This is a genomic window from Hymenobacter jeollabukensis, from assembly GCF_005771675.1.
In the GTDB taxonomy this organism is placed as follows: domain Bacteria; phylum Bacteroidota; class Bacteroidia; order Cytophagales; family Hymenobacteraceae; genus Solirubrum; species Solirubrum jeollabukense.
Map to the genome: position 1 here is coordinate 384,454 of NZ_VAJM01000002.1, position 24,206 is coordinate 408,659.

Consider the following 24,206-nt stretch of genomic DNA (forward strand, 5'->3'; position numbering starts at 1 on the left):
GGCTTTGCACTGCTTTAGGAAGCAGCGGCTTACTTCATGGCTTCCACCTTCGGCAGGTCTTTGTTGACCATGTCGAGGTGCATTTTCAGCGTGGGCAGGGTTTTGGTCGCAAACGCCTTGATGTCAGGGTCGGAAGCTTTGACGGAGGCCTCCGTGAATTCTTTCACGTCTTCCTCGTGGTCTTTCTGCATTTCCTTGAGGTACTTCTTGTCCATGTCCAGCCCTTTTTCGTCGGCCACGTCGTCGTACACGTCCTTGTGGTCGTCGGCCAGGCCGTCGGGCAGGGTAATGTTCTTCCGGGCGGCAATGGCTTTCAGCTCCTCGTTGGCCTTGGTATGGTCGGTCACCATGTGCTGGGCAAACTGCTTGGCCTCGGCCGAAACGCCTTTCTGACTAACGAGCTTGCCCAATTCCACTTCCAGCATGCCGCCACTGGCGGCTTTGGTGAGAAATTCCGAGTCGAAGTCCATCTTTTTCTCCTCCACCTTGCCCATTTCGGTCGAAGGCGTGGCGGCGTCGTTTTTGACTTCGTTCTGCTCCTGAGCGGTTTCCTGTGGGTCTTTGTTGCCCGAGCAAGCGCCCAGGCTGCTCAGGGCCAGGGCCGCCACGGCGGCCAGCGTGAATGAGTGCATAAGTAGTGGGGTGTAGGGTTGTGGGGGCGGAAAACGACCGGGCCTGTACGGGCCCGGTCGGGTAGTTGCATGCCTATATAAAAACCTGACCGTGAGCTTGGCATGAACGCAGCCAAGGCGGGAGCAAGTGCGTTAGCGGGCCGAATCGGCGGGCGCGGCGGCTGCCGAGTCGGCATTGGCCGTGACGGTCGGGCCCGCGTCGTTGTCGATAACGACGGCATCGGACTTCACCCCGCCTTCTTCGCGGGCCTTGTCGATGTCGGTAACGGCGTCGCCGGCGGTGGCGTCGTCGCGCTTGGCGCCGTCGGAGCAGGCGCTGAGGCTTAGTAGGGCGGCCATTGGCAGGGCTAACAGCAGGGCAGAGCGTTTCATAAGCGGGTGTCTTGGGTGTCTTGGGTGAAGTAGGAAAAGGAGCGGGCCGGCCTTAAGGCTTCAGCTGGTCGTGCAGCTCGTCGGCCTGCTGGTAGTGCTGTTTCAGAATGGGGGCGTACCGGGCGGCCAGCGCGCGGATGTCGCCGTCGTAGGCATCGTCGCCCATGTCGTCGAAATCGTCGCGGGCATCGTCGAGGTAGTCGCGGGCAGCTTCCAGCAGGCGGCCGTCGAACGCGGGCCCGCTCAGGCTGGTGAGCTTGCTGATGATGTCCTGCTGCTCGGTGCTAAGGCCATCGGGCAGGGTGAGGCCCTTCTGCTCGGCCACGGGGCGCAGCGCGTCGCCGAGGGCAGTGGCGTCGCGCGTGAGTTGCGGAGCCCAGGCGCGCAGCGCCGGGCTGCTGCCACGGCGCTGTGCCAGTTGACCCAGCTCGGCCGCGAAGCGGCTGCCGGTGGCGGCTTCTACCATAAAGTCGGCGTCGCGTTGCTGGCGTTTGGTAATGTCTTCGCGCCCGATGCGCTGCTCGTTGGCAAACTTGGCATCGGCCACGGGGTCCCGCTCGCCCGAGCCGCAGGCCAGCAGCAGGGAAAGGGGAACGGCTAGCAGCGTACGAACGGTGATGGGCATGGTAGAAGGATCGAAGCAGCGGCAGTGAACCGACAATCAAGGCTATACGACGGGCTGTGGCGGCGGTTGGTCGGAGAAGTTCCCGCTTTGGAAAATTTTTTCCGAACCGGCTTAAACTCCAGGCGGCCCCGGGCTTCCAAGCCAGCGAAACCCGGGACCTCACTTTCTTCACCACTGCATCTCCACTCTCCCATGAAACGCTCCTTTTACCGCTCCCTGCTCCTGTCAGCCCTGGGTACCAGCCTGCTGACCGGGTTGGCCAGCTGCAACAAAGACAAGGACTTCGGCCCCGACAGCACGTATTCGGCCGAAGACAACTCCGACGCTGAAGGTGCTGATGCGGCCACTTATGAGTACGTGGACGCCAACGCGCCGGAAGACGTAAACCGCGGTACGTCCGGTACTTACGCCCCGGCTGCCGACTTGGCCGCCATCGGCAGCGGCTGCGCCACCCGCAGCTACGACGCGGCCACCCGCACGCTCACCATCACCTTCGATCCGAACGGCTGCACCGGCCGCGACGGGCGCGTGCGCCGCGGGCAAATCGTAGCCGTGTTCAGCGGGCAGCACCGCCAGGCCGGCTCATCGGTAGTCATTTCGCTGGTTAATTACTCCGTCAACGGCAACGCCCACGCCGGCACCCGCACCATCACCTACCTCGGCAACGGCACCTACACCCTCGACGTGCAGGCCGCCAGCGTCACCACCGCGCAGGGGGTATTCACCTGGGCCTCGCAGCGCACCTACACCCAGACGGCCGGCCAGGGCACCCGCACCATCCTCGACGATGAGTATTCGGTAACCGGCTCGGCTTCGGGCACCAACCGCAAGGGCGTTTCGTTCACCGCCACCATTCAGCAGCCGCTGAAGAAGGTATTCCAGCGCGGCTGCGCCCGCCTGTTCGTGTCGGGCACCGTCGAAATCAACACCTCGAAGGAGAAAACCCTGCTGCTGAACTACGACCCCACCGGCACCGAAGCCTGCGACAACATCGTGTCGGTGACGGTGAACGGCCGCACCCGCACCATCCGGATTCGCTAATCCGCCGCTTTCCACTGCCGGCAGCGTCCTCCACCCGCTGCCTCTGCCTCAAGCCCCGGCGCCTCGTCGGGGCTTGTTTGTTTTTGGAAAGAGCGGGCCACGGCCGACGGCAGCACCGGCCGTCATTGCGAGCGAAGCGAAGCAATCTTTCCTCTCGCGGCACAAACGCCCCAATAATTACTGCCCGAGAATAGCGCTGCCCGAAACGGCAGATGCCAGGCTCAGTCGGTGCTTCTTATTTGGTCGGCATGTTGGCCAGGACCGATTGCTTCGGCTACGCCTCGCAATGACTACTGGAGCCACCGTCAGGGCGGCCCCAAACGAAAAGCGCCGTGGCTTGGGGCCACGGCGCTCGGCTGTTTATGTGAGGCGGAAAGCTTAGTCGCGGTCAAACACTTTCACCACGAACACGAAGTCCTGCAGCTTGCGGATCTGCTGGGGGCGCGTCTGGCCGACCAGCTGGTTCTGCTTGGGCAGGTTATAGGTATGCGGGTGCGGCGCGGCCGACAGCGAATCGACCAGGCGGGCCAGGTACGAGGACTTGGTGGCGAAGGCCGTGCTCAGCACGTCCATCTGCCGGCTGCTGATGACGCCGATGAGGTTGCCCCGGTCATCCAGCACCGGGCCGCCCGAGTTGCCGGGGTTCACCGGAATGCTGATCTGGTAGAAGCCCGTGTCGCCCTCGAAACCGGAGCGGGCGCTCAACGAGCCGTCATTATATACCTGGTCTTCCCGCGGATAGCCCAGAGTGTAGATTTTTTCGCCCAGCTCAGCCTGGCGGCGCTTCACCGTGTAGGGCAGGCGGCCGAAGCCGTGGAAGTTGCGGTCGATGACGCGCATGATGGTCAGGTCGTGGGCAGCATCGGAGAAGACGGGCTCCACGCGCAGGCGCTGCTTGTCGCGGCCCTCGATGATGACCGAATCGGCCCCGTCGATGACGTGGTAGCTGGTCACCACGTAGCCGTCGGCCGTCAGGGCGAAGCCGGTGCCGCTGAACTTGCCGGGGTTTACCGCTACGGGCGGGGTGCTGCCGATCTGGTTGATAACCTTGTTCATCACGCGGCGGTCCTTCTGCTGGGCCTTGGCCAGCTTATCCACCTTGCTGCTGAGGTACTGCACGGCGCGGGTGGTGGGCTGGTTGTGGGCGTTCCACCACTGCAGGCCCAGCAAGGTGGCAAACACGGCCAGCACGGCCACCGACGCGGCCACGCCCATGGTGGCGCGGTGCCCGTGCCAGAACTCGCGCAGCCACTGCTCGGTGCGCGAGATGCGCATGACGGGCATCCCGGGGCGGCCCGTTTCCAGCGCTTCTTCCTGCTCCGCGTCGATTTCAGCCTGAATGGCGCGCAGCTTGTCGCTCACGCGCAGGCGCTGGCCGTAGGCGTTCAGCGTGCCGGTGAGGCGCTGGTAGTCGGCCAGGCGTTCGGCCAGTACCGGGTCGGCGGCGAGGCGGCGCTCCAGGTTCTGGCGCACCGGCGCGTCGAGCCGATCCTGGAGGTAATCGTCGAAGAAGGCGTAGTAATCTGCTTCGGTCATCATAGCGGTAGGGCGGGTGTGAGTCCCGCCAGGGGAGGGGCGTCGGTCAGGAAAGCGGCTCTTCCTTGTACTGGGTGAAAAACAACTTCTTCAAACGCACCAGGCATTTGTATTTCTGATTCTTGGCGTTGTCGGCGTTGGTGTAGCCGTGTTCCGCCGTGAGCTGCTGCATGGACTTGTCGAGCAGGTAAAACCCTTCCAACAAGGACCGGCACGGCTCCCCAAGCCGGACCAGCGCCTCGCTCATCAAAGCGAATTGCCGGTCGCGTTCCTCGGCGTCGACCAGGTCGGCCTCGGCGCCGGTTTCGAGGTAGGGCTCGAAGTCGTCGAGGCGGCCGCCGTAGCGGCCTTTCTCGGCCAACCGCTTCAGCCACAGCCGGCGGCACACGGCGTACAAGTAGGTCTTGATCTGGCAGCTCAGCTCGAGCGTGCCCTCGCGGACTTTCTCGTAAAACACCATCACGCCCTCCTGGTAAATATCCTTGGCCTCGTCCTCGGTTCCGCTGTTTTGCGTGACCAAGTGAATGACCGTGGGTAAATACTGGCGGTACATGTGTGCCAATGCCCGGTCGTCGCCGTGGCGGATACCCGCCAGCAGCTCCTCGTCGGTGTAGGAAGGTTGTCCCTTGCCCATGCGCAGTTACTCGTTCTTAATGCCTTAACGCTCGTTCGGTAACCCAAGAAAAAAATAATTTCTTCAGCGGGTTACCTCTATCGGATTCTGGTATGAACGGCGTTTTTCAGACCAACCATTTTCAAACTTACCACTCAGATGACCAATCTGCTGAAAGTAGCCGCCCTGTTCGCCGTAGTTAGCCTTGCTTCGTGCGGTGGTGACAAAGCTGCTGAAACCACCGAAGCTACGACGACGGAAACCACCACGACCGAAGCTGCGGTAGTGGACACGACGGCTGCTGCTGCCCCGGTTGACACGACGGCTGCTGCTCCGGCTACCACCACGACCACCACGGAAGCTACCACCACCACGGAAGCTGCCAAGTAATTACGCTGGCTGACCGCGCGTCAGCCACTGTTGCTTTAGGCTGCCGCCCGGATTTCTCCTCGGAGAAGTCCGGGCGGTTTGCGTTTCGCGCTTTTTTCAAACGCGCCACGCGCCGTATTTTTGCGGCATTCTTCACCGCCTTCGTGCCCGTGCCTGCTCCCAGTACCACCGCTCCGCTCACAGAACAGCCCGTTTCGCTTACCAATCCCAGTCCCTCACTGCCGCCGACAATACCGTTCGACCTCGAAGGCGCCCTCGGGGGACGCGTGATGCAGGTTGGTGAGTATCTCGTAGGCGAAGCATCCGATCCACGCCTTACGGGGCACCCCGGCATCCGGTATTAGCGGCTCGGCGGGCTCAGCGCTTTTCGTCGAGCCACAGCCAGCCGGCCGCCACCACAAACAGAGCGAAAAACCAGCCGGCCGGTACCCACGGTTCGGTGTGCGTAACCAGCGCGGCAGCAGAAACAGCAGCTGCGTTTCGTCCGGCTGCGGCGGCTGCCCGTTGGGCCCGCAACGGACCCTGCCAGTCGGCCGGGCCGACCACGTAAAGGGCCGCGGTGTCCTGACCGGGAGCCGCTACCGTGTGCCAACCGGCGCGGGCTGGCCAGTAAGTGCCCTGCCAGACGTCGGACTGCGTGGGCAGTTGGCGCAGGGCGGCTGATGCCGTGAGGCCGGCGCCATCGGTGATGATGGCCGAGGGCCGGAGTTGGCGTTGATGCGTGGTGAGCTGCACAAGCTGCGGCTCGTCGGGGCGGGGCCAGCGCGGCAGCTGCCAGCGGGCCGCCGGCTCCAGCGGGCGGGCGGCGGCGCCGAGCACGGTGCGCCAATACGAATCGTAGCGCGCGGTGGCGCCGCTGAGCAGCCATGGATAGGTGCTGGCCGGGGTGGACACCAGCACCGTACCCCAGCCCGTGCGGCGGCTGGCTACGGCAACAGCTGTGGCTGTCGGGCCGGCTATTACCGTGCGGGTGTTCGGGGTGGGGCGCAGCACGGCCGGCAGCGCGGCGGTAGCGCGGTTGTCCTCCCAGCTGATGGCCTGGGGCTGTTCGGCCTGGGTAGCGGGGCGGGGCTGCAGCACGAAATCGGCGCGACCGGGGAGGCTGCGGGGCAGCTCGGTAGTCCCGATGAGCACCACGCCTAAGCCATCAACGGCAGCGGCGGCCAGGGCCTGGGCTTCGGTTGTCGTCAGGCCGTTCAACCCGTCCGCATCGGTTACCACGGCGTCGAAGCAGCGCAGTAGAGCGGGCGTGAGGGTGGCTACGTCGGTAGCAGGCTGGTTCTGCGTCTCGGACTGCAGCAGGCCACGACTCAGGCGCAGGCGCAGCGCCACCTGCTGGCCCCGCCGGGCCAGGTGATTTTTCAGCAGGTTTAGCTCAAACGACGGGGTGCCGGCCAGTATCAGCACGCGCAGACGGCGGGCGGGCAGTACCTGCAGCGGCACCGGCTCGGCGGCCAGCAACGCGCGACCCTGGCGGGCTTCGAGCCGGATCAGTTGCTGCCCCACGTAACGGGGCTGGTAGCGCACGGTAAACGAGCCGCCCGCCGCTGGCAGCCGCACGGAGTCGAGCGGGCGGCCGGCGGCGCTCAGTCGCACCCACACGGGCTGCGAGCCGGCGCCGCGGAAATGGCCTTCGAGGCGCAGGGTTTCGCCCAGTAGCAGCTGCTGATTCCAGGCCGCTGCCGTGAACTGCGGCCCCGCCGTAGCCGGGTGTGACACAAGCTCAACTCCGGCCGGCAGCGCGGGAACATCGGCCACGGGCAGGCCGGTGCCCAGCACGTGCAGGCGGCGCAGATCAGGGTAGCGGGTGCGCAGGCTTGGTAAAGAGGTCAGGGCCTGCGTGTCGCCGCCGGGCTGGGTGGCAGGGCGGTAGCGTAGCAGCGGCAGCGGACCCAGGCGCCGCCGCAGATTGCGCACGGAATCAAGGAAATAGCCGGGCGTGAGGACGATGGCCGCGCCGGCCTCCGCCGAAGCCACGCGGTGCTGCAGCGGATAAACACTTAGCCACAACGCCGCCGCCGCCAGCCAGCCCGCCACCAAGCGGCCAGCCCGGCGGGGGCCGGTAGCGTGGCGCCAGGCCTGCCACGTAAGGCCGACGGCCAGCGCCACGCACAGCGCCGCGTGGGCCAAGTAGAGAAACAAGCCGGGGGAAGCAGAAAAAAGCATATCAGCGGCTGAGTTCCTGGAAATACCGCCGGGCCAGCGGGGCCGCCGGGGCGCGCTGCGGGGCGGGCGTGGGAGTCGGCAGCAGCTGCATCAGCGCCCGCTCCACGGCGTCGATATCGGCCGGTGCGGCGGGCTGGACGGCTTGCACCCGGGCAAGCAGGCGGCGCCAGGACCGCAGCGCGGCCAGGTTGGCGCCCGGCTCGCGCAGGGCGGCGCTGCCCAATTCCTGCCCGGCGGGCCGCAGCCGCGGCAAATCAGCCGGAGCGGGGCGCTGACCAGCGCGGTAGGCTGCCAGCAGCGGTAGCGCGCGGCGGATGGCCGCCTGGGTTTCGGGCACCGTTTGCTGGCCCTGGCGGCGCGGGGCAGCGGCCTTGCTCAGGTCGCCGGTGAGGCGCTTTTCGGCCTCGGGCAGCGGGGGCAGCTCCACGCCCGATTTGCGCACGTACAGGCGCGTTTGCTGCTGCACTTGCTTGAGCAGGCGCAGGGCGCGGTTTTCGAAGGGCAGGGCCTCGGAGAGCTGGGCGAGGCGCAAGTGCAGCTCGGCATCCCACATCTGGCTGAGCACGGCGCGCAGCTTGGCTTTCACCTGGGGCTCCAGAAAATCAGCGGTTTCGGCGTCGTCGTGCAGGTGCTGGTAGGGCGTGAGCAGGCTTTCGGCGGTGGGCAGCCCGCCTTCGGCCGTGGGCGCGGCGGCGTGGTGGTCGTGCTCGTCGGCTTCGGCGTGAGGGGCGGGCTCGTCCGCGTCGTCTTCGGCAATGGGCAGGGTGGCGGCGGCTTCGGTCATGGCATGGTCGCCTTCTTCGCCAAGGAACTTGCCGTAGCGCAAACGCAGGATTTTCTGGTCGTCGCCGAGGCTGTTGGCGCGGGCGCGAAATTCGGCGGCCGGCAGCTTGCGGCGCTGGGCCAGCAGCTTCTCCGTGTCGATGATGATCTGGCGCTGGCTGCGGAAGTAGGCGGGCATCTGATTGACGCCGAGGGAAATGGCGGCCACGTCGTCGCCGGTGGCGGCGGTGTCCTGCCACTGCACCAGGGCGGCGTCGGTGCGGGTGCGGTGGCCGGCGGCGTCCCAGGCTTCGGCGTACACGTACAGCTCGTCGCCGTAGGTGAGGCCCAGGGCGGGCAGGCGCAGGGTGGTGGCGGTGCGGTGCTGCCGGGGCTGCCCGCGCAGCCCGGCGCTGAGGTCCATCACCGTTTCCCGGAACTTCACCGCCTCGCCCGCGCCCTGGGCCGTGGTGACGACCAGCCGGGCCCGGGTCAGGCCGTAGTCGTCGCGCAGCTCGGTGCGCACCGTGACGGCGGGCGGCTGGTGGCGCTCAATCAGCGTGTAGGGTCGCGGAGCGAGCAGGCGTAGCGTGGGGGGCGCGTCGGGCTGCACTTCCACGGCGTAGTCGTCGGAGGTTTGGCCGGCCACCAGCAAGCGGTACAACCCCGAGCGGGTGAAGCGGTATTCGGCCACGTAAGTTGCCCGCTGGCCCGCTACGGCCCGAAACAGCACCGGCCGCTGGCCCGTCAGCAGCAGCTGCGGGGCGGGCGCCGACGCGCTCAGGCGCAAGGTCCAGCGCACTACTGAGCCCTGCGGGCAGCGAAACGACAGCTGCGGCGCGGCCTTTGCCGGCCGGCGGGTGTAGGCGGGCGGTACGATGCGTACCTCCGTGCTGAGCAGGCGCGGTGACGCGGGCGGCACAGGTGACGTCGTTGGTCGCGTCGGAAAATGAGCTTGTAGGGCCGGGGCTGATGCGGGGCCGGGCCGCGGAATCAGCCACAGCGCCGTGCCAACCATTCCCAGCAGCACCGCCAGCAGCACCCGGGGCCGCCACGCCACGGGCAGGGCTTCGGCCAACGGGAGCTGTAGCAGCCGCTCCGCCACGCGCTGCTGCTGCAGCTGGGTCAGCAAGGTCGTCGGCTCCGCCATCAGCAGGCCGGTGCTGTCTTCCAGCGCGGGGAAATGCCGGTCGAAGCGGCGGACGGTCCACGTAGTATCGACGCGCCGCTGCGGCCACAGCGCGGCAAACAGCAAGGTTAGCCCGGCCGCGCCGATGCCCAGCAGCATCGGCGTGGCCTGCGGCCAGCGCACGTAAGCCGCAACCAGCGTCCACGCCGCCGCCCCGGCCACCAGCGAAACAGAGGCAACCTTCTGGGCCTGATAGCGCCGCTGGGCCCGTTGTAGCGCTTGCCGGGCTGCCTGCGGCGTAGCAATAGAAGTGGTGGTTGTCATCATGCGGCAGCGCGGGAAAGGCGGCGGGAAGCCAGCACGCGTTCAAGGCCGAACAACAGCCCGGCCGCCAGCGCCAGCCAGGGCCGCAAGTCGCGGGAGGCGCGCCGCGCGGGCCCTGGTGTGGCGGGCGGAGGCGTGGGGCCACTGGCGCGGAGCTGGCGCGCGTCCAGGCTGCGGACTTCCGGCCGGGCTGGCGCCACCGAGTCGAGCAGCGAGAGTAACAGCGCCGGCAGCTGACCGTCGTCGGGCAGCGTGCTCCATTGCGGATGAAACCGCGTGCATAGGTAGAAGTCGGCCCCCCGGCCCCGGCGCTGCTCGCTCAGCACGGGCTGGTTGGTGGCGTCGGTCCAGCAGGGCGTGGTGCCGGCCGGTGCGTTGCTGCGGCGCAGCAGGCGCGTAGTGGCGTCCTGAAAGTCGTGGAAAGCAACGGTGGCGGCGGCCGTCCGGCCCGGACCTGGCGCATCGTGCAGCACCCGCAGCCCATTGGGTACCTGCCGGTTCAGCGCGGCGGGCAGGGGAGCATCGGTGAGCCAGAGCAACCAGTCCAGCGAATCGGCGGCGAGGATTTCGGCCCGCGCGGCCGGGTGCATGCGAAGGAGCAAACCCGCCGGCAGCGCGGGGGCAGCGGCCCGCAGCGCTGCCCGCACATAGCGCACATCGGCGCGGCGGGTGCTGTCGTAGCCGATGCCGATGCGCAGAGGCCGCACTACGGGTACAGCCGCCGTAGTCGAGTCAGCGGGCTGAATGACGAAGCCAGCCCCGCGCGCCCGCAGCTGCAGCGGCGGCAGGCCGGGCACCGTGAGCAGCTGCGGCAACTGCTGGGGCCAGGCCAAGCGCCGACGGCGGAAGGTTATGCCGCTGGCGTCGGTCCGGCCGATGGTCAGCCACAGCGAATCGGCCGTAGGGCGGGCGGCGGCCTGCAGCCAGGGGCGCGTGGCGGAGTCGAGGGGCAGCAGCTGCCAGCGCAGCCGGGGCGGCAGCGCCGGGCGCGAACCCGCAAAATGCGCGAGCGAGGCCGATGTAAACAGATATAGCGGCTGGCTGGGGAAGCTGTCGGCGGCTTCGGCGGCCAGTGGCCAGAACCAAGCGGTAATAGTGCTTGAATCAGAGTTATTGGCCAAGGGCTGAGGTTGGCTGGCCACGGAATCAGCGAGGCGCGGAAAGCCCGGCGCGAACAGGCGCAGCTCGGCCCCGCGCCGGCGCAGCGAATCGACCGTAGAGCGCAGCAGCGGCCAGCTCGGCGAAGCCAGCGCCTCGGGGCTAACCAGCACCTGCGGCCGGGCGGGCCGGGCCGGCCGCTGCCAGCGCGGCCCCAGCAGCGCCGCAGCCAGCACCGCCACCACGGTCAGGCGCAGCAGCAGCAAAGGCCACTGCGTGAGGTGCAGGCGGCGCATGCGGCGGTTAGCTCCCGCCGTCAGCCAGCGCAGGGCCCCCACCGGCACCACGCGGCCCGGCCGCCGGTTCCAGAGGTGGATGGCCAGCGGCACCAGCAGCCCCAGCAGGGCCCACAAGGCGGCAGGATTGGCGAAGAACAGCAACGGGAGAAGGATAGTGGCGGAGGACAGACGGCCGCACTGCGGACGAGGCTGCTTAGGTGGTGGCCGGAGCCGGGCGCAAAATAGCCGGAGGACGTTACATCCGAGGGGCTCAGCGGGCCGCGCCCTGCCGGCGGCGCAGCACCGTGCGCAGGGCCCCGGCCGGCGGCTCGTCGGTCAGCAGGCGGTAGTAGTCGAGGCCGTGGCCGCGGATGGCTTGCTCGGTCTGACGCAGCCAGGCCTGCAGCTGCTGCTGGTAGGCCGGGCGCTGGGCCGGGTCGAGCTGTAGGCGCTGGCCGGTTTCCAGGTCTTCGAGTGTAGCTGCGGCCGGATAATCCAAGGTCAATTCGTTGGGGGCCAGTAGGTGCAGGGCCAGTACGTCGCCGCCGGCGGCGCGCAGCTGGGTGAGCAAACGATCCAGCGGGCCGGCCGGCTCCAGGTCGTAGAAGTCCGAGACGACGACCGTGAGCGTGTTGCCCTGGCGGCTGAGCAGCGGGCCGGCCGTGGCGGCATCGGTGGGCAGCAGGCCGGCGGCCGTGGTGGTGCTCAGGGCGTGAAAGAGCCGTGGCAGCTGGCCCGCGTCGGCGCGCGGCGGCGTGGTGCGCAGCCCGGCCGGGCCGAGCACGTAGAGGCCGGGGGAGTCGCCCTGCTGCTGGGCCACGTGGGCGAGGCCGGCCAGCAGCAGGCGGGCGTAGGCCAGCTTGCTCACGCCGGCCGCGTCGGCGTGGTTCATCGAGGCGCTGGCATCGAGCACAAGGCGCACCGTCAGGCGCGTGTCCACGTCCGATTCGCGCAGGTAGTAGCGGTCGGAGCGGGCGGCCAGGCGCCAGTCGAGGCGGCGCAGGTCGTCGCCGGTCTGGTAGGGGCGGTACTGGCTGAACTCCAGGCCCGCGCCGCGCCGCCGGCTGGGGTGCAGCCCGGCCTGGGCGCCGTCGGCAATCAGCCGGGCCACCAGGGGCAGGTTGCCAAGGGCAAGAAGGGCAGCAGCGTCGAGCACAGTGGTGAGATGGTGAAATGGTGAGGTGGTGAGATGATGAACTAGTGAGTATCGTTCTGGCTGCGCAACCTGCGTGGTTTGCGCCACCAGCACATCAAACTCACTATTTCACCATCTCACCATTTCACCGCCTGGAGCAGCGCGGCTACGGCGTCGTCGGGGGTGAGGCGGTCGGCTTCGGCCTGGAAGTTCAGCAGCAGGCGGTGGCGCAAGACCGGGGCGGCCAGCTGGCGCACGTCGTCCAAGGTGGCGGCGAAGCGGCCGTGGAGCAGGGCGCGCGCCTTGGCACAGAGCACCAGCGCCTGCCCGGCGCGGGGGCCGGCGCCCCAGCGGCCGTAGTCCTGGATGAACTGCACCGGGGAGCCTTCGGGCCGGGTGGCGCGCACGAGGCGCGTGACGTACTGCAGCAGCTCGGGGCTGATGCTGACCTCGCGCACCAGCCGGCGCAGCTGGCTCAGCTCCGCGGCCCCCACCACGGGCTCGGGCTGCTGCCCGCCGATGCCGGTGGTGCCCTGCAGAATGGCCAGCTCCTCCTGCTCCGAGGGGTAGCCGATGCGGATGTAGAGCAGGAAACGGTCGAGCTGGGCTTCGGGCAGCGGGTAGGTGCCGGCCTGCTCGATGGGGTTCTGCGTCGCCAGCAGGAAAAACGGGTCGGGCAGCGGGTGCGTCTGGCCGGCGTAGGTCACCTCAAATTCCTGCATCACCTCCAGCAGCGCGGCCTGGGTCTTGGGCGGGGTGCGGTTGATTTCGTCGGCCAGCACGAGGTTGGCAAATACCGGCCCGCGCACGAACTGAAACGAGCGGCGGCCGGTGGCGTGGTCTTCCTCCAGCACCTCGGTGCCCAGAATGTCGGTGGGCATCAGGTCGGGCGTGAACTGGATGCGGCGGAACGAAAGGTCGGTGGCCTGGGCTAAGGTGCGCACCAGCAGGGTCTTGGCCAGGCCGGGCACGCCTTCGAGCAGGGCGTGGCCGCCGGCCAGCAGGGCCACCAGCACTTCATCCAGCACTTCGTGCTGGCCCACGATGACCTTGCCGATTTCCTGGCGCAGGCGGGGCAGTTTGTCGAGCAGGCGGTGGAGTTCTTGTTCGGTCAAGGCGGTAGGGAAGCAAAAGGAAACCGGTCCAAAGTCCGGCTTTTTAGGGCGCGGGCTGCCTCTGCTCCCCAAATTATTCGCCGGGGCTACCCGGTCGCGCATCGGCCGCCTACTCTGCCTGCTTGCCGCCGAAGAAATACGTGGCGTGCAGCTGCCAGCCGCGGTGCTTGTTAATGGTATTGCCCGAATAGCCGGAGTACGGGTTGCGGTTGGCCGGGTCGGGAGCGGGGTAGTCGAAGTCGGTAAGCCCGAGGGCATACGTCAGCTGCACCTGCGCCGGGCCCACCTGGTAGCCCAGGCCCGCGTTGAGGCCCGCATCGAAGCGGCGGTAATCGACGACGCGGTAGTTGTGGCCGCGGCCGAAATGCAGGTCGTCGCGGTAGACGGTGCCGAAGGTGGCGCCCGGCGGCGTCGCCCCCTCGGCTACCGACCACTGCTTGGTGTAGCCCGACAAGGCCCAGGCCACGTACGGGCCTGCCAGCAGCTGCACGTGGTGCACGGTGGCTACCAGATTGATGGGCAGCTCCAGGTAATTGATCCGCAACTCGTCGCGGCGGCGGGCCTTGTACTGCCCGCCCTGGTAGGTATAAGGTGTCACGGCGTCGTACAGGTGGCCTTTCTGGGTGTAGACGAGGGCCGGTTGCACGGCCAGCCAGCCCCAGGCTGCTTCGGCCGCTATGCCGCCCTGGTAGCCGTAGAGGTGGGCCTGCCCGTCGTAAACAATGTACTGCGTGGGCGTGGTGGTGCGCGTCGAGAGGCCGCCCGCCCGCAGGCCGTAGCGCAGCTTCAGCGGGCCCGGCGTCTGGAAGTGGATGTCAATCTGGGCCACGGCCGGGTGGGTGAGCAGCCCGGCTGCCAGCAGGCCGGTGAAGAGTAACGGAGTTTTCATACCGGGAAAAAAATCAGAACAAATGATGCGCGGCAAGTTAATGCGCCGCGCGCAACGATGGAGGTGGTAAAGTCTGAAACCGGAGCAGGTTGAATGGGTAGGGAGAGGGCTAAGCCTTGACCACTAGAGGATAGGCCGGAAAACCAATGTCTGAATCGGGGAACGAACGGCCGGCTAGGGAGCCGCAAACGGGTAAATTCACCCGACTTAACGCCGTGACCATCCGGAGCCCTTACCCGATGAATATCCGAGCCTACTGGCGGCGTGCAGGCCAGACATTGAGGGTGATAACAGTGGCTTTGGGCGTAACGTGCGCGGCTGTTTTGGCGGCTGATGCCCAGACGATTAGTCCAGTAGATTCGTTGCGGGGGCGCCTGATCCTGAAAGCCGACCTGGCCCGGCCGGTAGCAGTGGCCCTGTCGACCGGTTGGGTGCGGCCCAGCTGGCTGGTATCGGCGGAATATTACCTGAGTACCCGCAAAACGCTGCAGCTGGACTGGCTGCACCGCGGCGGGGCCCGGCCGCGCGAGGTGGAGGGCGTAGCGGCCCACCTGCACCTGGTAGCCGAAAAGCTCACCGACCGCGCCGACGACCCCAGCATCTTTTACTTGGGCCCGCTACTGGCCTACCGGCGCATGGCCTGGCCCATGCTGCGCTACCGGGAGGCCACGCCCAAATCGGGCTGGGTTAGCGCCGGCTTCGTGATGGGTGTGGAAGGCGCTCTGACCAGGCAGCGCCCGCAACTGATGATGGGCTTCGCGGCGGCGTGTTCGGGCCAGCATATGCTCTGGCAAAACGGCGCTTACGACCGGACTCCAATGAGCCAGATGGTGGCCAACGAGCTGCTGCCGGTGGTGATTCTGCCCATCAACTACGACTTTCGCTGCACCATCAGGTTGTGCCTGTAACGGTCAGGACGTCAGAGCGTAGAGCAGGATGTTGACCCCGAATTTGGTGTTGTCTTCGGCCAAAAAGCGCTTGTTGCGGAAGTCGTAGTCCCACTCGCAGCCGTAGTCCTTGTTGGAGTACAGCACCCCGATGCGCCCCTTGATTTCCACGGCCTTGAGGTAGTCGTGCACGAGGTCGTCGCCCCAGCCGTTCAGCTCGAAAGCGGTGTTGGGCGGTCCTTCCTTGAAGGTGAAAAACTGCGAGTAAATGGGGTGCGTGTTGGGCAGCTTCTTCAGCGCCCCCGTGCCGAAGCACTGCCGCATCTGCTCCTCGAATGAGCGGGCAAACAGCCCGTCAATGTCGTGGTTGCAGTCGTCGACGAACACGAAGCCGCCGCCGCGCACGTACTGCACGAAGTTCTTCTTCTCGGCCGTCGTGAACTGCACCAGCCGATGCCCCGAGAGGTAGCAGAACGGGTACTGAAACAGCTCCGCCGAGTCCAGGGCTACCACTTTTTCCTTGAGGTTGACCTTGACGGTGGTGTACTCGATGAGCGAGTGCAGCAGGTTGGCGGGCATCCGCTCGTCCACGGCGTCCCAGTCGCCGGAGCGGTAGCTGAGGCGCACGAAGGTGAAAGGCGTGGGCATGGGGGGCAGGTAGCGGGCAATAGACAACGAATGAGTTGCGAAGGTGGCTTGCACCAAGCCGTGCTCGGAGGATAACTTGTGGGCCCATTCGTATTGCTGGTTTGCAAGTCTACTGATGAAACGTGTTTTAATCGCCGCTGGCCTGCTGCTGGCCGCCGCGCCCGCTTGGGCCCAATCCAAAACCTGCTTCGGCCTGAAGGCGGGCCTGTCGCGCTCTACGCTGAGCGGCGTCGTCAATGCCAGCCCGAAGTGGCTGAACAGCGTGGTGGCGGGCGGCATGGTGCGCTTCAAGCCCACCAGCCAGAACTTCGCCGTGCAGCTCGAAGCCAACCTCAGCAGCCAAGGCGCCCGCATCGAGTACATTCAGATGACCGGCGGCGGGAACTACTACATTGCCTCCGACAAGCGCAACTCCATGTACCTGAACGTGCCGGTGCTGCTACGCCAGTACATCGGTCCGGGCCTTTACCTGAACGTGGGCCCGCAGCTGGGCGTGCTGCTGGGCGACTCCAACGACGCCTATAAGTCCGACGTGGCCGCGGTGGGCGGCATCGGCTGGGAAAGCCCCACCGGCTGGATGCTGGATGGCCGGCTGAACTACGGCCTCACCAGCATCGACAACGATAAGGATAGTCAAGCCCTCCGGGACCGGGCGGGCCTGGGCGGGCTGCACAACCGCGTGCTGCAGCTAAGCGTTGGCAAGCTCTTCGGGAAGAAGCCCGCCGCGCGCTAAACCGCGCCGCCGGGCAATACCCCGACCCCGACCTGCGTATACAGATCGGCTACTGTTGGCACCACGCTTACTCTCTTCGGCTATGAAACAACCCTTGTTTTTTCTGCTTTGCTCGGCTGGTCTGGGCCTCTCCACTGCCGCCCAGGCGCAGTACTTTGGTATCAAGGGCGGCGTGAATGCCGCCGTGCTCGACGGGGAGCAGATTCAGCAGAGCACCCGCTACAACACGTCCTGGCACGCGGGCGCGTTCTACAACTACAACCTGGTGGGCCCGCTCTCCCTGCGGCCCGAGGCGCAGTACTCCGTGCAGGGCTCCGAGTTCAAATCCAGCGACGAGGACTACACCACCCGGCTCTACTACCTGAGCGTGCCCGTGCTGCTCGACCTGAAGCTGGGCCCCGTGCACCTGCAGGGCGGGCCGCAGTTCGGCGTGCTGCTGCAGGCCGAGCAGAAGGGCACCCGCATCAGCAGCGTCAGCAACGGCACGCCGCAGGCCGGCCCGGTGCAGCAGCAGGTCACCGATCAGTTCAAGCGCCAGGACTTCAGCCTCTGCGCCGGAGCCGAAATCGACCTGGGCAAAACCTTCGCCGTGGGCGGCCGCTTCAACGCGGGCCTCAACGATGTGGCCGACTACCGCGACATCCGCTCGGTGAACGACGCGCGCCTGAAAAACCGCGTCATCCAGGGCTATTTGGCCATCAAATTCGGTAACAAGGACTGATCAGGGCTGGCTCGGGGCGCTGGCCGGGCGCGTGGATTGCTCCAGCAGGTACTGGTTGTAGAGCGAGACGATGTTGGGCATGTCGGAGTAGCGGAAGCCGTCGGCCCCGCCCTGAATCTGGGTGCGCAGGGCCACGCAGTCCTGCACGTACTGGCTCATCTGCTCCCGAAAATTGACCCGTTCCATCGGCACGAGCTGCCCGTCGCGGCGCAAGTACCAGTGGCTGTTGGGAATGGTGCTCAAAGCCGCGGTGAGCAGCCCCACGCCGAGGCCGAGCAGCGGCACCATGGGCACGGCCGAATCGGAGTAGACGAACAGCTCCACCGGGCCGTTGTTGACCACCCGCCAGGCCATGATGCGCGGGTGGGCGTCGCCGGGCAGGCGCATGGTCTCGTAGTACCGCTCGCGCACCGTCATCGAGCGCAGCAGCTCCACCTTCACCACTTTGGTTTTGGGGAAAGGCCGCACTTCGGGGTTGGTTGACAGGTAAGGCACCAGGGCCTCGAAGCCGAAGGCATCGGTGGGCAGGTACGCCCGCACGCGGCGGCCGTCGGCCTCCACAATCATGGCTCCCAGGCCGTGCCGGGCATCGGGTTTGGTGTCGCGCCAGCGCAGGCTGTCGGCCGGCGGGGCGCCGGGGCTCTGGCCGAAAGCTGCCGGAGTGGCGCTAAGTAAGGCCGGAATGAGTAGCCAGCGGTGGCTTGCCAGGGTAGGGTAGGGCATCGATAGGCAGCTAATAAAATGACGGCATCCGCCAGGCCGTTGGGCGCTGACGGATGCCGAATTTACGCAACGAAGCCGTTAAATAGCGTCCGACAGGCTGGTGAAGGTGAAGTCGCGGATTTTCAGCGGGGGCACCAGGTTGCCGCCCAGGCGCTGGGCCCGGCCCACGGCCTCCAGGTTGTTGAGCATGATGACCGGGCTTTCGTTGAAGCGCATGTTCTTGATCGGGTGCTTGATCTTGCCGTTTTCGATGTAAAACGTCCCGTCGCGGGTGAGGCCCGTCACCAGCAAGGTCTGCGGGTCCACGTCGCGGATGTACCAGAGGCGCGTGACCAGGATGCCCTTCTGGGTGCTTTTGATCAGGTCTTCCAGGCTCTGGGTGCCGCCTTCCATGATGAAGTTGCCGGTGAAGCCCGTCGGTTCGGTCTTGTTTTTCTGGGCCCAGAAGCGTGAATAGTAGAGGTTTTTGGCCACGCCCTTCTCAATGATGGGCAGCTTCCGCACCGGCAGGCCTTCGTTGTCGAAGGTGCCGCTGGGCGCCAGCGCGTTGGTGGGGTCGATGCTGATGCTCACCCGCGCGTCGAACAGCTTTTCGCCCTTGCGGGTGCCGCCGCCCTTCTTGCTCAGGAAGCTGCGGCCCTCGTCGGCTTCGCGGGCATCGAAGGCGTACACCAGCCGGTTGATCAGCCCTTCGTCCGACACCAGCGCGGCCGGCTCCAGAATGACGGTGTACTTGCCCGGCTCGATGGCCTTGGCGCCCACCGAGGAGCTGGCCTTGGTGGCGGCCCGCTGGGTGAGGACCTTGGCGTCGAACTTGCTGGCGTCGGTGAAGTCGGCCACGGCGTAGCCCGAGCCGGTGCCGTCGGGCGTGCGCACCGTCACCGAAAAGTCGAGGTTGGTGGATTGCTGGTATGCCTCCAGGCCCTTGGAGTTGCGGATGGCCTCGAAGCGGGTGCCGTCTTCCAGAAAACCCGCCGCCGTGAGCTGCTTGGCCGCGCACAGGGCAATACTGTCGCCGGCGGCCTGGGCCCGGAAGTCGGGCGTGATGCCGGCCGTGCTGGCCGCGTAGGAGGGCGCCGTGAGGTACTGCTGCGGCCCGAGGCGGGGCATGTACTCGGGGTCTTCGGGGGCGAGCTTGGCAATTTCCTCGGCCCGCTGCACGCAGCGGCGCAGCGTGGCGTCGTCGAACTGGTTGCAGGTGGCCACGCCCGAGCGTTTGCCGAACCACACCTGCACGGCCAAGGACACGTTGTCGGTGCCGCCGGCGGTGGTGACGGTGTTGCGGGCGTAGCGCACGTTGCCGCGGGTGCCGCCGTAGAGGTTGGCCTCCGCCTCGTCGGCCGTGCTGAAGCTCAATACCTTCTTCAGGATGGCCTGGGCTTCGTCTTTGGGAATGATGGGCATTGGTATCTAATGTGCAAAATGTGGGAATGTGGATAATGTGCCAGGAATGGTAGCATGTGGTTGAAAATGAGCTGAATAATCAGAATGCAACGCCGGGCGTCTTATTCATCATCGGTACAGCAACTCATTTTCCACATCCTACACATTTTCACATTAAATCAGACTTTCCGGGCCGTGTTGATGACGTTCACGCCGTTGAAGCGCGTGGTGCTGCTGCCGTGGCTCACGGCCGAGCTTTGCGAGGGTTGGCCTTTGCCGTCGAAGAAGGTGCCGAACAGGCGGTAGTCCGACTGGTCGCAGATGGCCGCGCACGAGTTCCAGAACTCCTGGGTGTTGGCCTGGTAGGCCACGTCCTCGATCTGCCCGGTGATTTTGCCCTTCTCGATGGCGTAGAACGTCTGCCCGCCGAACTGGAAGTTGTAGCGCTGCTGGTCGATGCTGTAGGAGCCGGCCCCGGCAATGTAAATGCCCTTGTCGACGCCCTTGATCATCTCATCGACCGACATTTTCTGCTTGCCCGGCCGCAAACTGACGTTGGGCATGCGCTGAAACTGCACGTCCTGCCACGACTGCGAGTAGCAGCACCCATCCGAGTGGTCCTGGCCGACGATGTGCGCCTGGTCGCGGATTTTCTGGTAGTCCACCAGCTGCCCGTCCCGAATCAGGTCCCATTCCCGGGTTTTTACGCCCTCGTCGTCGTAGCCCACCGCGCCCACCGAGCCCGGCTGCAGCTTGTCGGCCACGATGTTGACGAGCTTGGAGCCGTAGGGCTTGCCCTGCTTTTTCCAGTCGAGCGTGGCGAAGCTGGTACCGGCGAAGTTGGCCTCGTAGCCGAGCACGCGGTCCAGCTCCAGCGGGTGCCCCACCGATTCGTGGATGGTCAGCCCGAGGTGGGCCGGGTCGAGCACCAGGTCGTACTTGCCGGGCACCACGCTCGGGGCCGTGAGCTTGGCCTTGGCCTGCCGGGCCGCCAGGGCGGCGTCTTCCAGCAGGTCGTAGCTCTGCTTGTACCCGATGACATCGGTGCCGGCCGGGCCCTTCACCTTGTCGGCGGCCTTGGGCACCAGGTACTCGTAGCCCAGGCCCATGGGCGAACTGAGCGCCTCGCGCGAGCGGAACTTGCCCGAGGCCTTGTCAACCACCGTCACCGTAAACGTGGGCCAGATGCGGTGCACGTCCTGGTCGATGTAGCTGCCGTCGGTCGAGGCGAAATACTTCTGCTCGTTGACCTGAAACAGCGCCGAGTTGATGTACGAAGCCCCCGCGTCGAGGGCTTTGGCGTTGGCGGCCAGCAGCAGCTCTACCTTCTGCTTCACCGGCACTTCCAGCGCGTTTTGCTGAATGGGCGTTTTCCAAGCCACTTCGCCGTAGCCCTTCTGTGGGGCCAGCTGCACCGGCTCCTTCTGAATCTTGGCGTTGGCCTTGGCAATCTGCGTGGCCGTGGTGGCCGCTTTGGCCAGCTCGGCCTCCGTCAGCTGGTTGGTAGCCCAGAAGCCCCAGGCCCCGCCCACCAGCACGCGCACGCCCGCGCCCAGGCTTTCGGTGCTCACGATGTTCTGCACCTGCCGCTCCCGCGTGAAGAGGTACTGGTTGAGGTAGCGGCCAATGCGCACGTCGGCGTAGGTGGCGCCGGCGGCTTTGGCCGCGTTCAGGGCCGCGTCGGCCAGGCGCTTGTTCAGCGCCGCGTCGAAGGGTTCCAGCAGGCGGGCCACATCCACTTCGGTACCGCCGAGCAGGGGCATGCGCGGCAGCAGCAGGGCACCGGCCGCGAGGCCGGTCAGGCCCATAAAATGTCGTCGTTTCACAAGCGGTCAGGGTTTTGGTTGGAGAGAGAAGAAGCGTCGGGAGAAGGGCGTGGCCCAGGGTGTCGGGGCTGCACGTAATCAATGCGCCCGCGAAAAACATAGGGCTGTCTAAATATAGGTAAGCGCCCCGTCGAATCGTGCTCGACGGGGCGCTTACCGGAGTTGACGGCGCCAGGGCGCTCCGCCGCAGACGGCCGCCGCTAGCGGGCCGCCACAGCGTCGACGGCCGGGGCGGCCAGCGCGGCTTCCAGGGCCGCCACTACTTGCGCCCCGGAGCTGGGTCGGGGCGCTTGGTCGGCCACCAGCTGCCCGTCGCGGCCGATAATGAAGTAAGCGGGAATGGCGTTGATCTGGTAGGCCTTGGCCGTGGCCGAGTTAAAGCCCTGCGCCCGCAGGTGCACGCTGCCGTGGCCGAGCAGCTTACGCTTGGCCAGCATGTTCTGCCAGTCCTTTTCCCGCTCGTCGATGGATACGTAGAGGAATACCACGTCGCGGCCGGCGAATTTCTGCTTCAACTCGGTGGCGGCGGGTATTTCGGCCAAGCAGGGCCCGCACCAGCTGGCCCAGAAATCGAGGTACACCACCTTTCCGCGGAAGCTGCTCAGCGCCACCTGCTTGCCGGTTTCGTCCTGAAGGGTAAAGGCCGGGGCGGCGCTGCCCGGGGCCAGGGCCAGCCGTTTGGTGTACGTGCTGCGCACTTCACGCGCGGCCAGCGAGTCGCGGTTCAGCTGTCGGAAGACCGGCAGCTTGGCCTGGGCGTTCTGGAAGCTGCCCATCTGCAGCTCCTGCAGCAGCAGTTGGGCCAGCACCACGTCGCGGGTGCGGGTATTGCCGTAGACGCGGATGGCCTGCTCAAAGGCGGGCTCGAAGGCGTCTTCCGGCATGGGGTTATCCGAAACGGGCCGGGTCAGTTGCACCAGGTGCATCGGGTACTGCTGCACGAAGGACAGGTACGCGTTGTTGTTCAGCGCCGAATCGTTAGGCGTAGCCAGGGGCTGCAGGCCCGCCAGGAACGCGGCGGGCAGCGGGGTAGCCGGTTGGTCGTCTTTGTGGAGGTGGCGGAAAAAAATGGTACACATCATCCGCTGGTTGGCAGCGTTGTAAGCCAACGTCTGGCGCACGTAGGCCCGGAAGGCCGGCGTCACCGGGTGCTGGGCGGCGTACTGCTGCCAGAAGCTGCGGCGCTCCTGCTCGTTGGCTTCCACCAGGTGCGTCATCTGCGCTGCCGTCTTTTTCACCACGAAGCGCATGGGCGAGGCATTGTCGCCGTCGTCGAAGCGCAGAAAGCTCTGGGCGAGGTAGCTGTTGGCCGCCGCGCCACGGCCCTTGAACCGCAGCGTCTCGTCGAACTGCTCCGTATCCAGGGAAAGGTGCAGGGAGTCGCCGGGCTCCACGAATAGGTTCGCCATTTCGTCGCCGGCGCCCAGCAGGGCCTCCCCGGGCGCGGCCACCTGCGGCAGTGCAAGACGGAAGTTGCCCTGCGCGTCGAGCCGGGCCGACACGGTGTCGGAGGCTAGGCGCAACGGGTCCCGGAACAGCGTCAGGTACACTTTCGGGCCCTTCGGGTGGTCGATGTGGCCGCTGATGGTGACCGGCTGGCTGGTCGGGGCGGTTTGGGAGCAGGCGCCGAGCAGCAGCAGGGCCGGCAGGGCAGCGCCGAAGGCAATAGCGGGGCGCGAAGTCAAAAAAGTCATATACAGTAACTTGGATGGTAGCGCTAAAGCTTCGGATTATATCGTTACGGCGCAATACCCGGGCAGTGGATTTTGGCCGCCGCGCATAAAAAAAGTCCCCGCAGCCAGGGGCCACGGGGACGTTGCGCAGTTTGGAACAAGGAGGCCGGAGCCTACACCGCGTCGGAGAGCGAGGTGAAGGTGAAGTCACGGATTTTCAGCGGGGGCACCAGGTTGCCGCCGATGCGCTGGGGCCGCCCGATGGCCTCCAGATTGTTGAGCATGATGATGGGCGACTCGTTGAAGCGGAAGTTCTTGATCGGGTGCTTGATCTTGCCGTTCTCGATGTAGAACGTCCCGTCGCGCGTCAGGCCGGTGTAAAGCAGCGTCTGCGGGTCGACGGGGCGGATGTACCACAGGCGCGTGACCAGGATGCCCTTCTGGGTGCTCTTGATCAGGTCGGCGGTGCTCTGGGTGCCGCCGCTCATGATGAAGCCGCTGGGCGGGGGCAGGTCCGGAATGCCCTGTTTCTGAGCCCAGAAGCGCGAGCTGAACAGGTTTTTCACCACGCCCTTCTCAATCCAGGTCACCTTCTGACGCGGGCGTCCGTCGCCGGCAAAGGCCAGGGTCGGAATGTCGGCGCTGGCCGGGTCGGAGTAGATGGTCACGCGCTCATCGAAGAGCTTTTCGCCCTTGCGGTTGCCGCCGCCTTTTTTGCTGAGGAAGCTGCGGCCCTCGTCGGCCGAGCGGGCGTCGAAGGCGTTCATCAGCGCCCCGAGCAGGGAGGCGTCGGAGTTGGCCACCAAGGCGGCGGGCTCCAGAATGACGGTGTACTTGCCCGGCTCGATGGCCTTGGCCCCTACCGAGGAGGTGGCTTTGTCGGCCGCAATCTGCGTCAGCCGGCCCGCGTCGAACTTGCTGATGTCGGTGAAGTCGGCCGTGGCGTAGCCCGAGCCGGTGCCGTCGGGCGTGCGCACCGTCACCGAGTAGTCGAGGTTGGTAAACTGCTGGTAGGCTTCCAGGCCCTTCTTGTTGCGCTTGGCCACGAAGCCGGCCTGGTCTTCCAGAAAAGCCGCCGAGCTGACTTTGCGCTGCTCGCACAGGGCCATGCCCTTGCCGGCCTGGGTGGCGCGGTAATCGGGCGTGATGCCGGCGGTGCTGGCGGCAAACGCGGGCGTGCTCAGGTACTGCTGGGCCCCGAGCATGGGCACGTATTCCGGGCTTTCCGGGGCGAGGCGGGCCACTTCCTCGGCCCGCTGCACGCAGCGGCGCAGCGTGGCGTCGTCGAACTGGTTGCAGGTGGCAATGCCCGCGCGCTTGCCGAAGCGGGCTTCCACCGTCAGCGACACGTTGTCGAGGGCGCCGGCGGTGCTCACCGTGTTGCGCGCCGTGCGGATGTTGCCGCCGGTGGTGCCGCTGAGCGTGGCTTCGCACTCATCGGCGGTGCTGAAGCCCAGCACCTTCTGCAGAATGCTCTGGGCTTCGTCTTTGCTTAATATCATGCTGT

General features: G+C 66.4%; 22 protein-coding genes. 5 read left to right on the forward strand and 17 right to left on the reverse strand.

Annotated elements, in window-relative coordinates; all coding sequences use genetic code 11:
- Positions 1–29: 29 nt before the first annotated feature.
- The 3 genes from FDY95_RS05720 to FDY95_RS05730 form a co-directional block, all read right to left on the reverse strand.
- Complete coding sequence (locus FDY95_RS05720; protein ID WP_138075787.1) at positions 30–632, reverse strand: DUF4142 domain-containing protein; 603 nt, start codon at positions 630–632, stop codon at positions 30–32.
- Between the two features lie 132 nt (positions 633–764).
- Positions 765–1,004 (reverse strand): hypothetical protein, encoded by a 240-nt coding sequence (locus tag FDY95_RS05725; RefSeq protein ID WP_138075788.1) that lies wholly within the window; start codon positions 1,002–1,004, stop codon positions 765–767.
- Between the two features lie 52 nt (positions 1,005–1,056).
- Complete coding sequence (locus tag FDY95_RS05730; protein ID WP_138075789.1) at positions 1,057–1,629, reverse strand: DUF4142 domain-containing protein; 573 nt, start codon at positions 1,627–1,629, stop codon at positions 1,057–1,059.
- Positions 1,630–1,821: 192 nt separating this feature from the next.
- Here FDY95_RS05730 and FDY95_RS05735 point away from each other — a divergent pair, with 192 nt between their 5' ends.
- Entirely contained in the window at positions 1,822–2,670 is an 849-nt protein-coding gene (locus tag FDY95_RS05735; RefSeq protein WP_138075790.1) for a hypothetical protein, read from the forward strand.
- A 378-nt stretch (positions 2,671–3,048) separates the two neighbouring features.
- Here the strand turns inward: FDY95_RS05735 and FDY95_RS05740 are convergent, their stop codons facing one another.
- Positions 3,049–4,209 (reverse strand): trypsin-like peptidase domain-containing protein, encoded by a 1,161-nt coding sequence (locus FDY95_RS05740; protein WP_138075791.1) that lies wholly within the window; start codon positions 4,207–4,209, stop codon positions 3,049–3,051.
- Positions 4,210–4,252: 43 nt separating this feature from the next.
- Positions 4,253–4,840, reverse strand: a complete 588-nt coding sequence (locus FDY95_RS05745) for an RNA polymerase sigma factor (RefSeq protein ID WP_138075792.1) — start codon at positions 4,838–4,840, stop codon at positions 4,253–4,255.
- 138 nt (positions 4,841–4,978) lie between these two features.
- Here FDY95_RS05745 and FDY95_RS05750 point away from each other — a divergent pair, with 138 nt between their 5' ends.
- Positions 4,979–5,209 carry a hypothetical protein gene (locus FDY95_RS05750; protein WP_138075793.1) on the forward strand — a complete coding sequence of 77 codons (231 nt, stop codon included), beginning with the start codon at positions 4,979–4,981 and terminating at the stop codon, positions 5,207–5,209.
- Between the two features lie 357 nt (positions 5,210–5,566).
- On the opposite strand, the gene FDY95_RS05755 is transcribed toward FDY95_RS05750, so the two are convergent.
- The 6 genes from FDY95_RS05755 to FDY95_RS05780 all read right to left on the reverse strand — a co-directional run bounded on the left by FDY95_RS05755 (position 5,567) and on the right by FDY95_RS05780 (position 14,105).
- The gene (locus FDY95_RS05755; protein ID WP_138075794.1) at positions 5,567–7,375 is read right to left on the reverse strand and encodes a hypothetical protein; all 1,809 of its coding nucleotides are present in this window, start codon (positions 7,373–7,375) and stop codon (positions 5,567–5,569) included.
- A 1-nt stretch (position 7,376) separates the two neighbouring features.
- Complete coding sequence (locus FDY95_RS05760; protein ID WP_138075795.1) at positions 7,377–9,593, reverse strand: DUF4175 domain-containing protein; 2,217 nt, start codon at positions 9,591–9,593, stop codon at positions 7,377–7,379.
- Entirely contained in the window at positions 9,590–11,128 is a 1,539-nt protein-coding gene (locus tag FDY95_RS05765) for a BatA domain-containing protein (protein ID WP_171025546.1), read from the reverse strand. Before FDY95_RS05765 ends, FDY95_RS05760 begins: the two co-directional genes overlap by 4 nt.
- Positions 11,129–11,237: 109 nt before the next feature.
- Positions 11,238–12,122 (reverse strand): DUF58 domain-containing protein, encoded by an 885-nt coding sequence (locus FDY95_RS05770; RefSeq protein ID WP_171025547.1) that lies wholly within the window; start codon positions 12,120–12,122, stop codon positions 11,238–11,240.
- 116 nt (positions 12,123–12,238) lie between these two features.
- On the reverse strand, positions 12,239–13,216 hold the full coding sequence (locus FDY95_RS05775) for an AAA family ATPase (RefSeq protein ID WP_246073940.1): 978 nt from the start codon (positions 13,214–13,216) through the stop codon (positions 12,239–12,241).
- A gap of 109 nt (positions 13,217–13,325) precedes the next feature.
- Complete coding sequence (locus FDY95_RS05780) at positions 13,326–14,105, reverse strand: outer membrane beta-barrel protein (RefSeq protein ID WP_138075799.1); 780 nt, start codon at positions 14,103–14,105, stop codon at positions 13,326–13,328.
- A 323-nt stretch (positions 14,106–14,428) separates the two neighbouring features.
- Between FDY95_RS05780 and FDY95_RS05785 the strand changes: the two genes are divergently transcribed.
- Positions 14,429–15,013, forward strand: coding sequence for a hypothetical protein (locus FDY95_RS05785; RefSeq protein WP_171025548.1), 585 nt, complete (start codon positions 14,429–14,431; stop codon positions 15,011–15,013).
- A gap of 3 nt (positions 15,014–15,016) precedes the next feature.
- Here FDY95_RS05785 and FDY95_RS05790 read toward each other — a convergent pair whose 3' ends face one another.
- The gene (locus FDY95_RS05790) at positions 15,017–15,640 is read right to left on the reverse strand and encodes a DUF4159 domain-containing protein (RefSeq protein ID WP_138075801.1); all 624 of its coding nucleotides are present in this window, start codon (positions 15,638–15,640) and stop codon (positions 15,017–15,019) included.
- A gap of 115 nt (positions 15,641–15,755) precedes the next feature.
- Between FDY95_RS05790 and FDY95_RS05795 the strand changes: the two genes are divergently transcribed.
- Both FDY95_RS05795 and FDY95_RS05800 read left to right on the forward strand, forming a co-directional pair.
- Positions 15,756–16,373, forward strand: coding sequence for a porin family protein (locus FDY95_RS05795; protein ID WP_138075802.1), 618 nt, complete (start codon positions 15,756–15,758; stop codon positions 16,371–16,373).
- Positions 16,374–16,455: 82 nt separating this feature from the next.
- Positions 16,456–17,094 (forward strand): porin family protein, encoded by a 639-nt coding sequence (locus FDY95_RS05800; protein WP_138075803.1) that lies wholly within the window; start codon positions 16,456–16,458, stop codon positions 17,092–17,094.
- Here the strand turns inward: FDY95_RS05800 and FDY95_RS05805 are convergent, their stop codons facing one another.
- The 5 genes from FDY95_RS05805 to FDY95_RS05825 form a co-directional block, all read right to left on the reverse strand.
- Positions 17,095–17,817 carry a hypothetical protein gene (locus FDY95_RS05805; protein ID WP_138075804.1) on the reverse strand — a complete coding sequence of 241 codons (723 nt, stop codon included), beginning with the start codon at positions 17,815–17,817 and terminating at the stop codon, positions 17,095–17,097.
- 78 nt (positions 17,818–17,895) lie between these two features.
- Positions 17,896–19,221: a TldD/PmbA family protein gene (locus FDY95_RS05810; protein ID WP_138075805.1), complete on the reverse strand. Its 1,326-nt coding sequence runs from the start codon at positions 19,219–19,221 to the stop codon at positions 17,896–17,898.
- A gap of 158 nt (positions 19,222–19,379) precedes the next feature.
- Positions 19,380–21,026: a TldD/PmbA family protein gene (locus FDY95_RS05815; RefSeq protein ID WP_138075806.1), complete on the reverse strand. Its 1,647-nt coding sequence runs from the start codon at positions 21,024–21,026 to the stop codon at positions 19,380–19,382.
- Between the two features lie 200 nt (positions 21,027–21,226).
- On the reverse strand, positions 21,227–22,720 hold the full coding sequence (locus FDY95_RS27055) for a TlpA family protein disulfide reductase (RefSeq protein ID WP_138075807.1): 1,494 nt from the start codon (positions 22,718–22,720) through the stop codon (positions 21,227–21,229).
- 152 nt (positions 22,721–22,872) lie between these two features.
- A complete protein-coding gene (locus FDY95_RS05825) occupies positions 22,873–24,201 on the reverse strand; it encodes a TldD/PmbA family protein (protein ID WP_138075808.1) in 1,329 nt (442 codons plus the stop codon).
- Between the last annotated feature and the right edge of the window lie 5 nt (positions 24,202–24,206).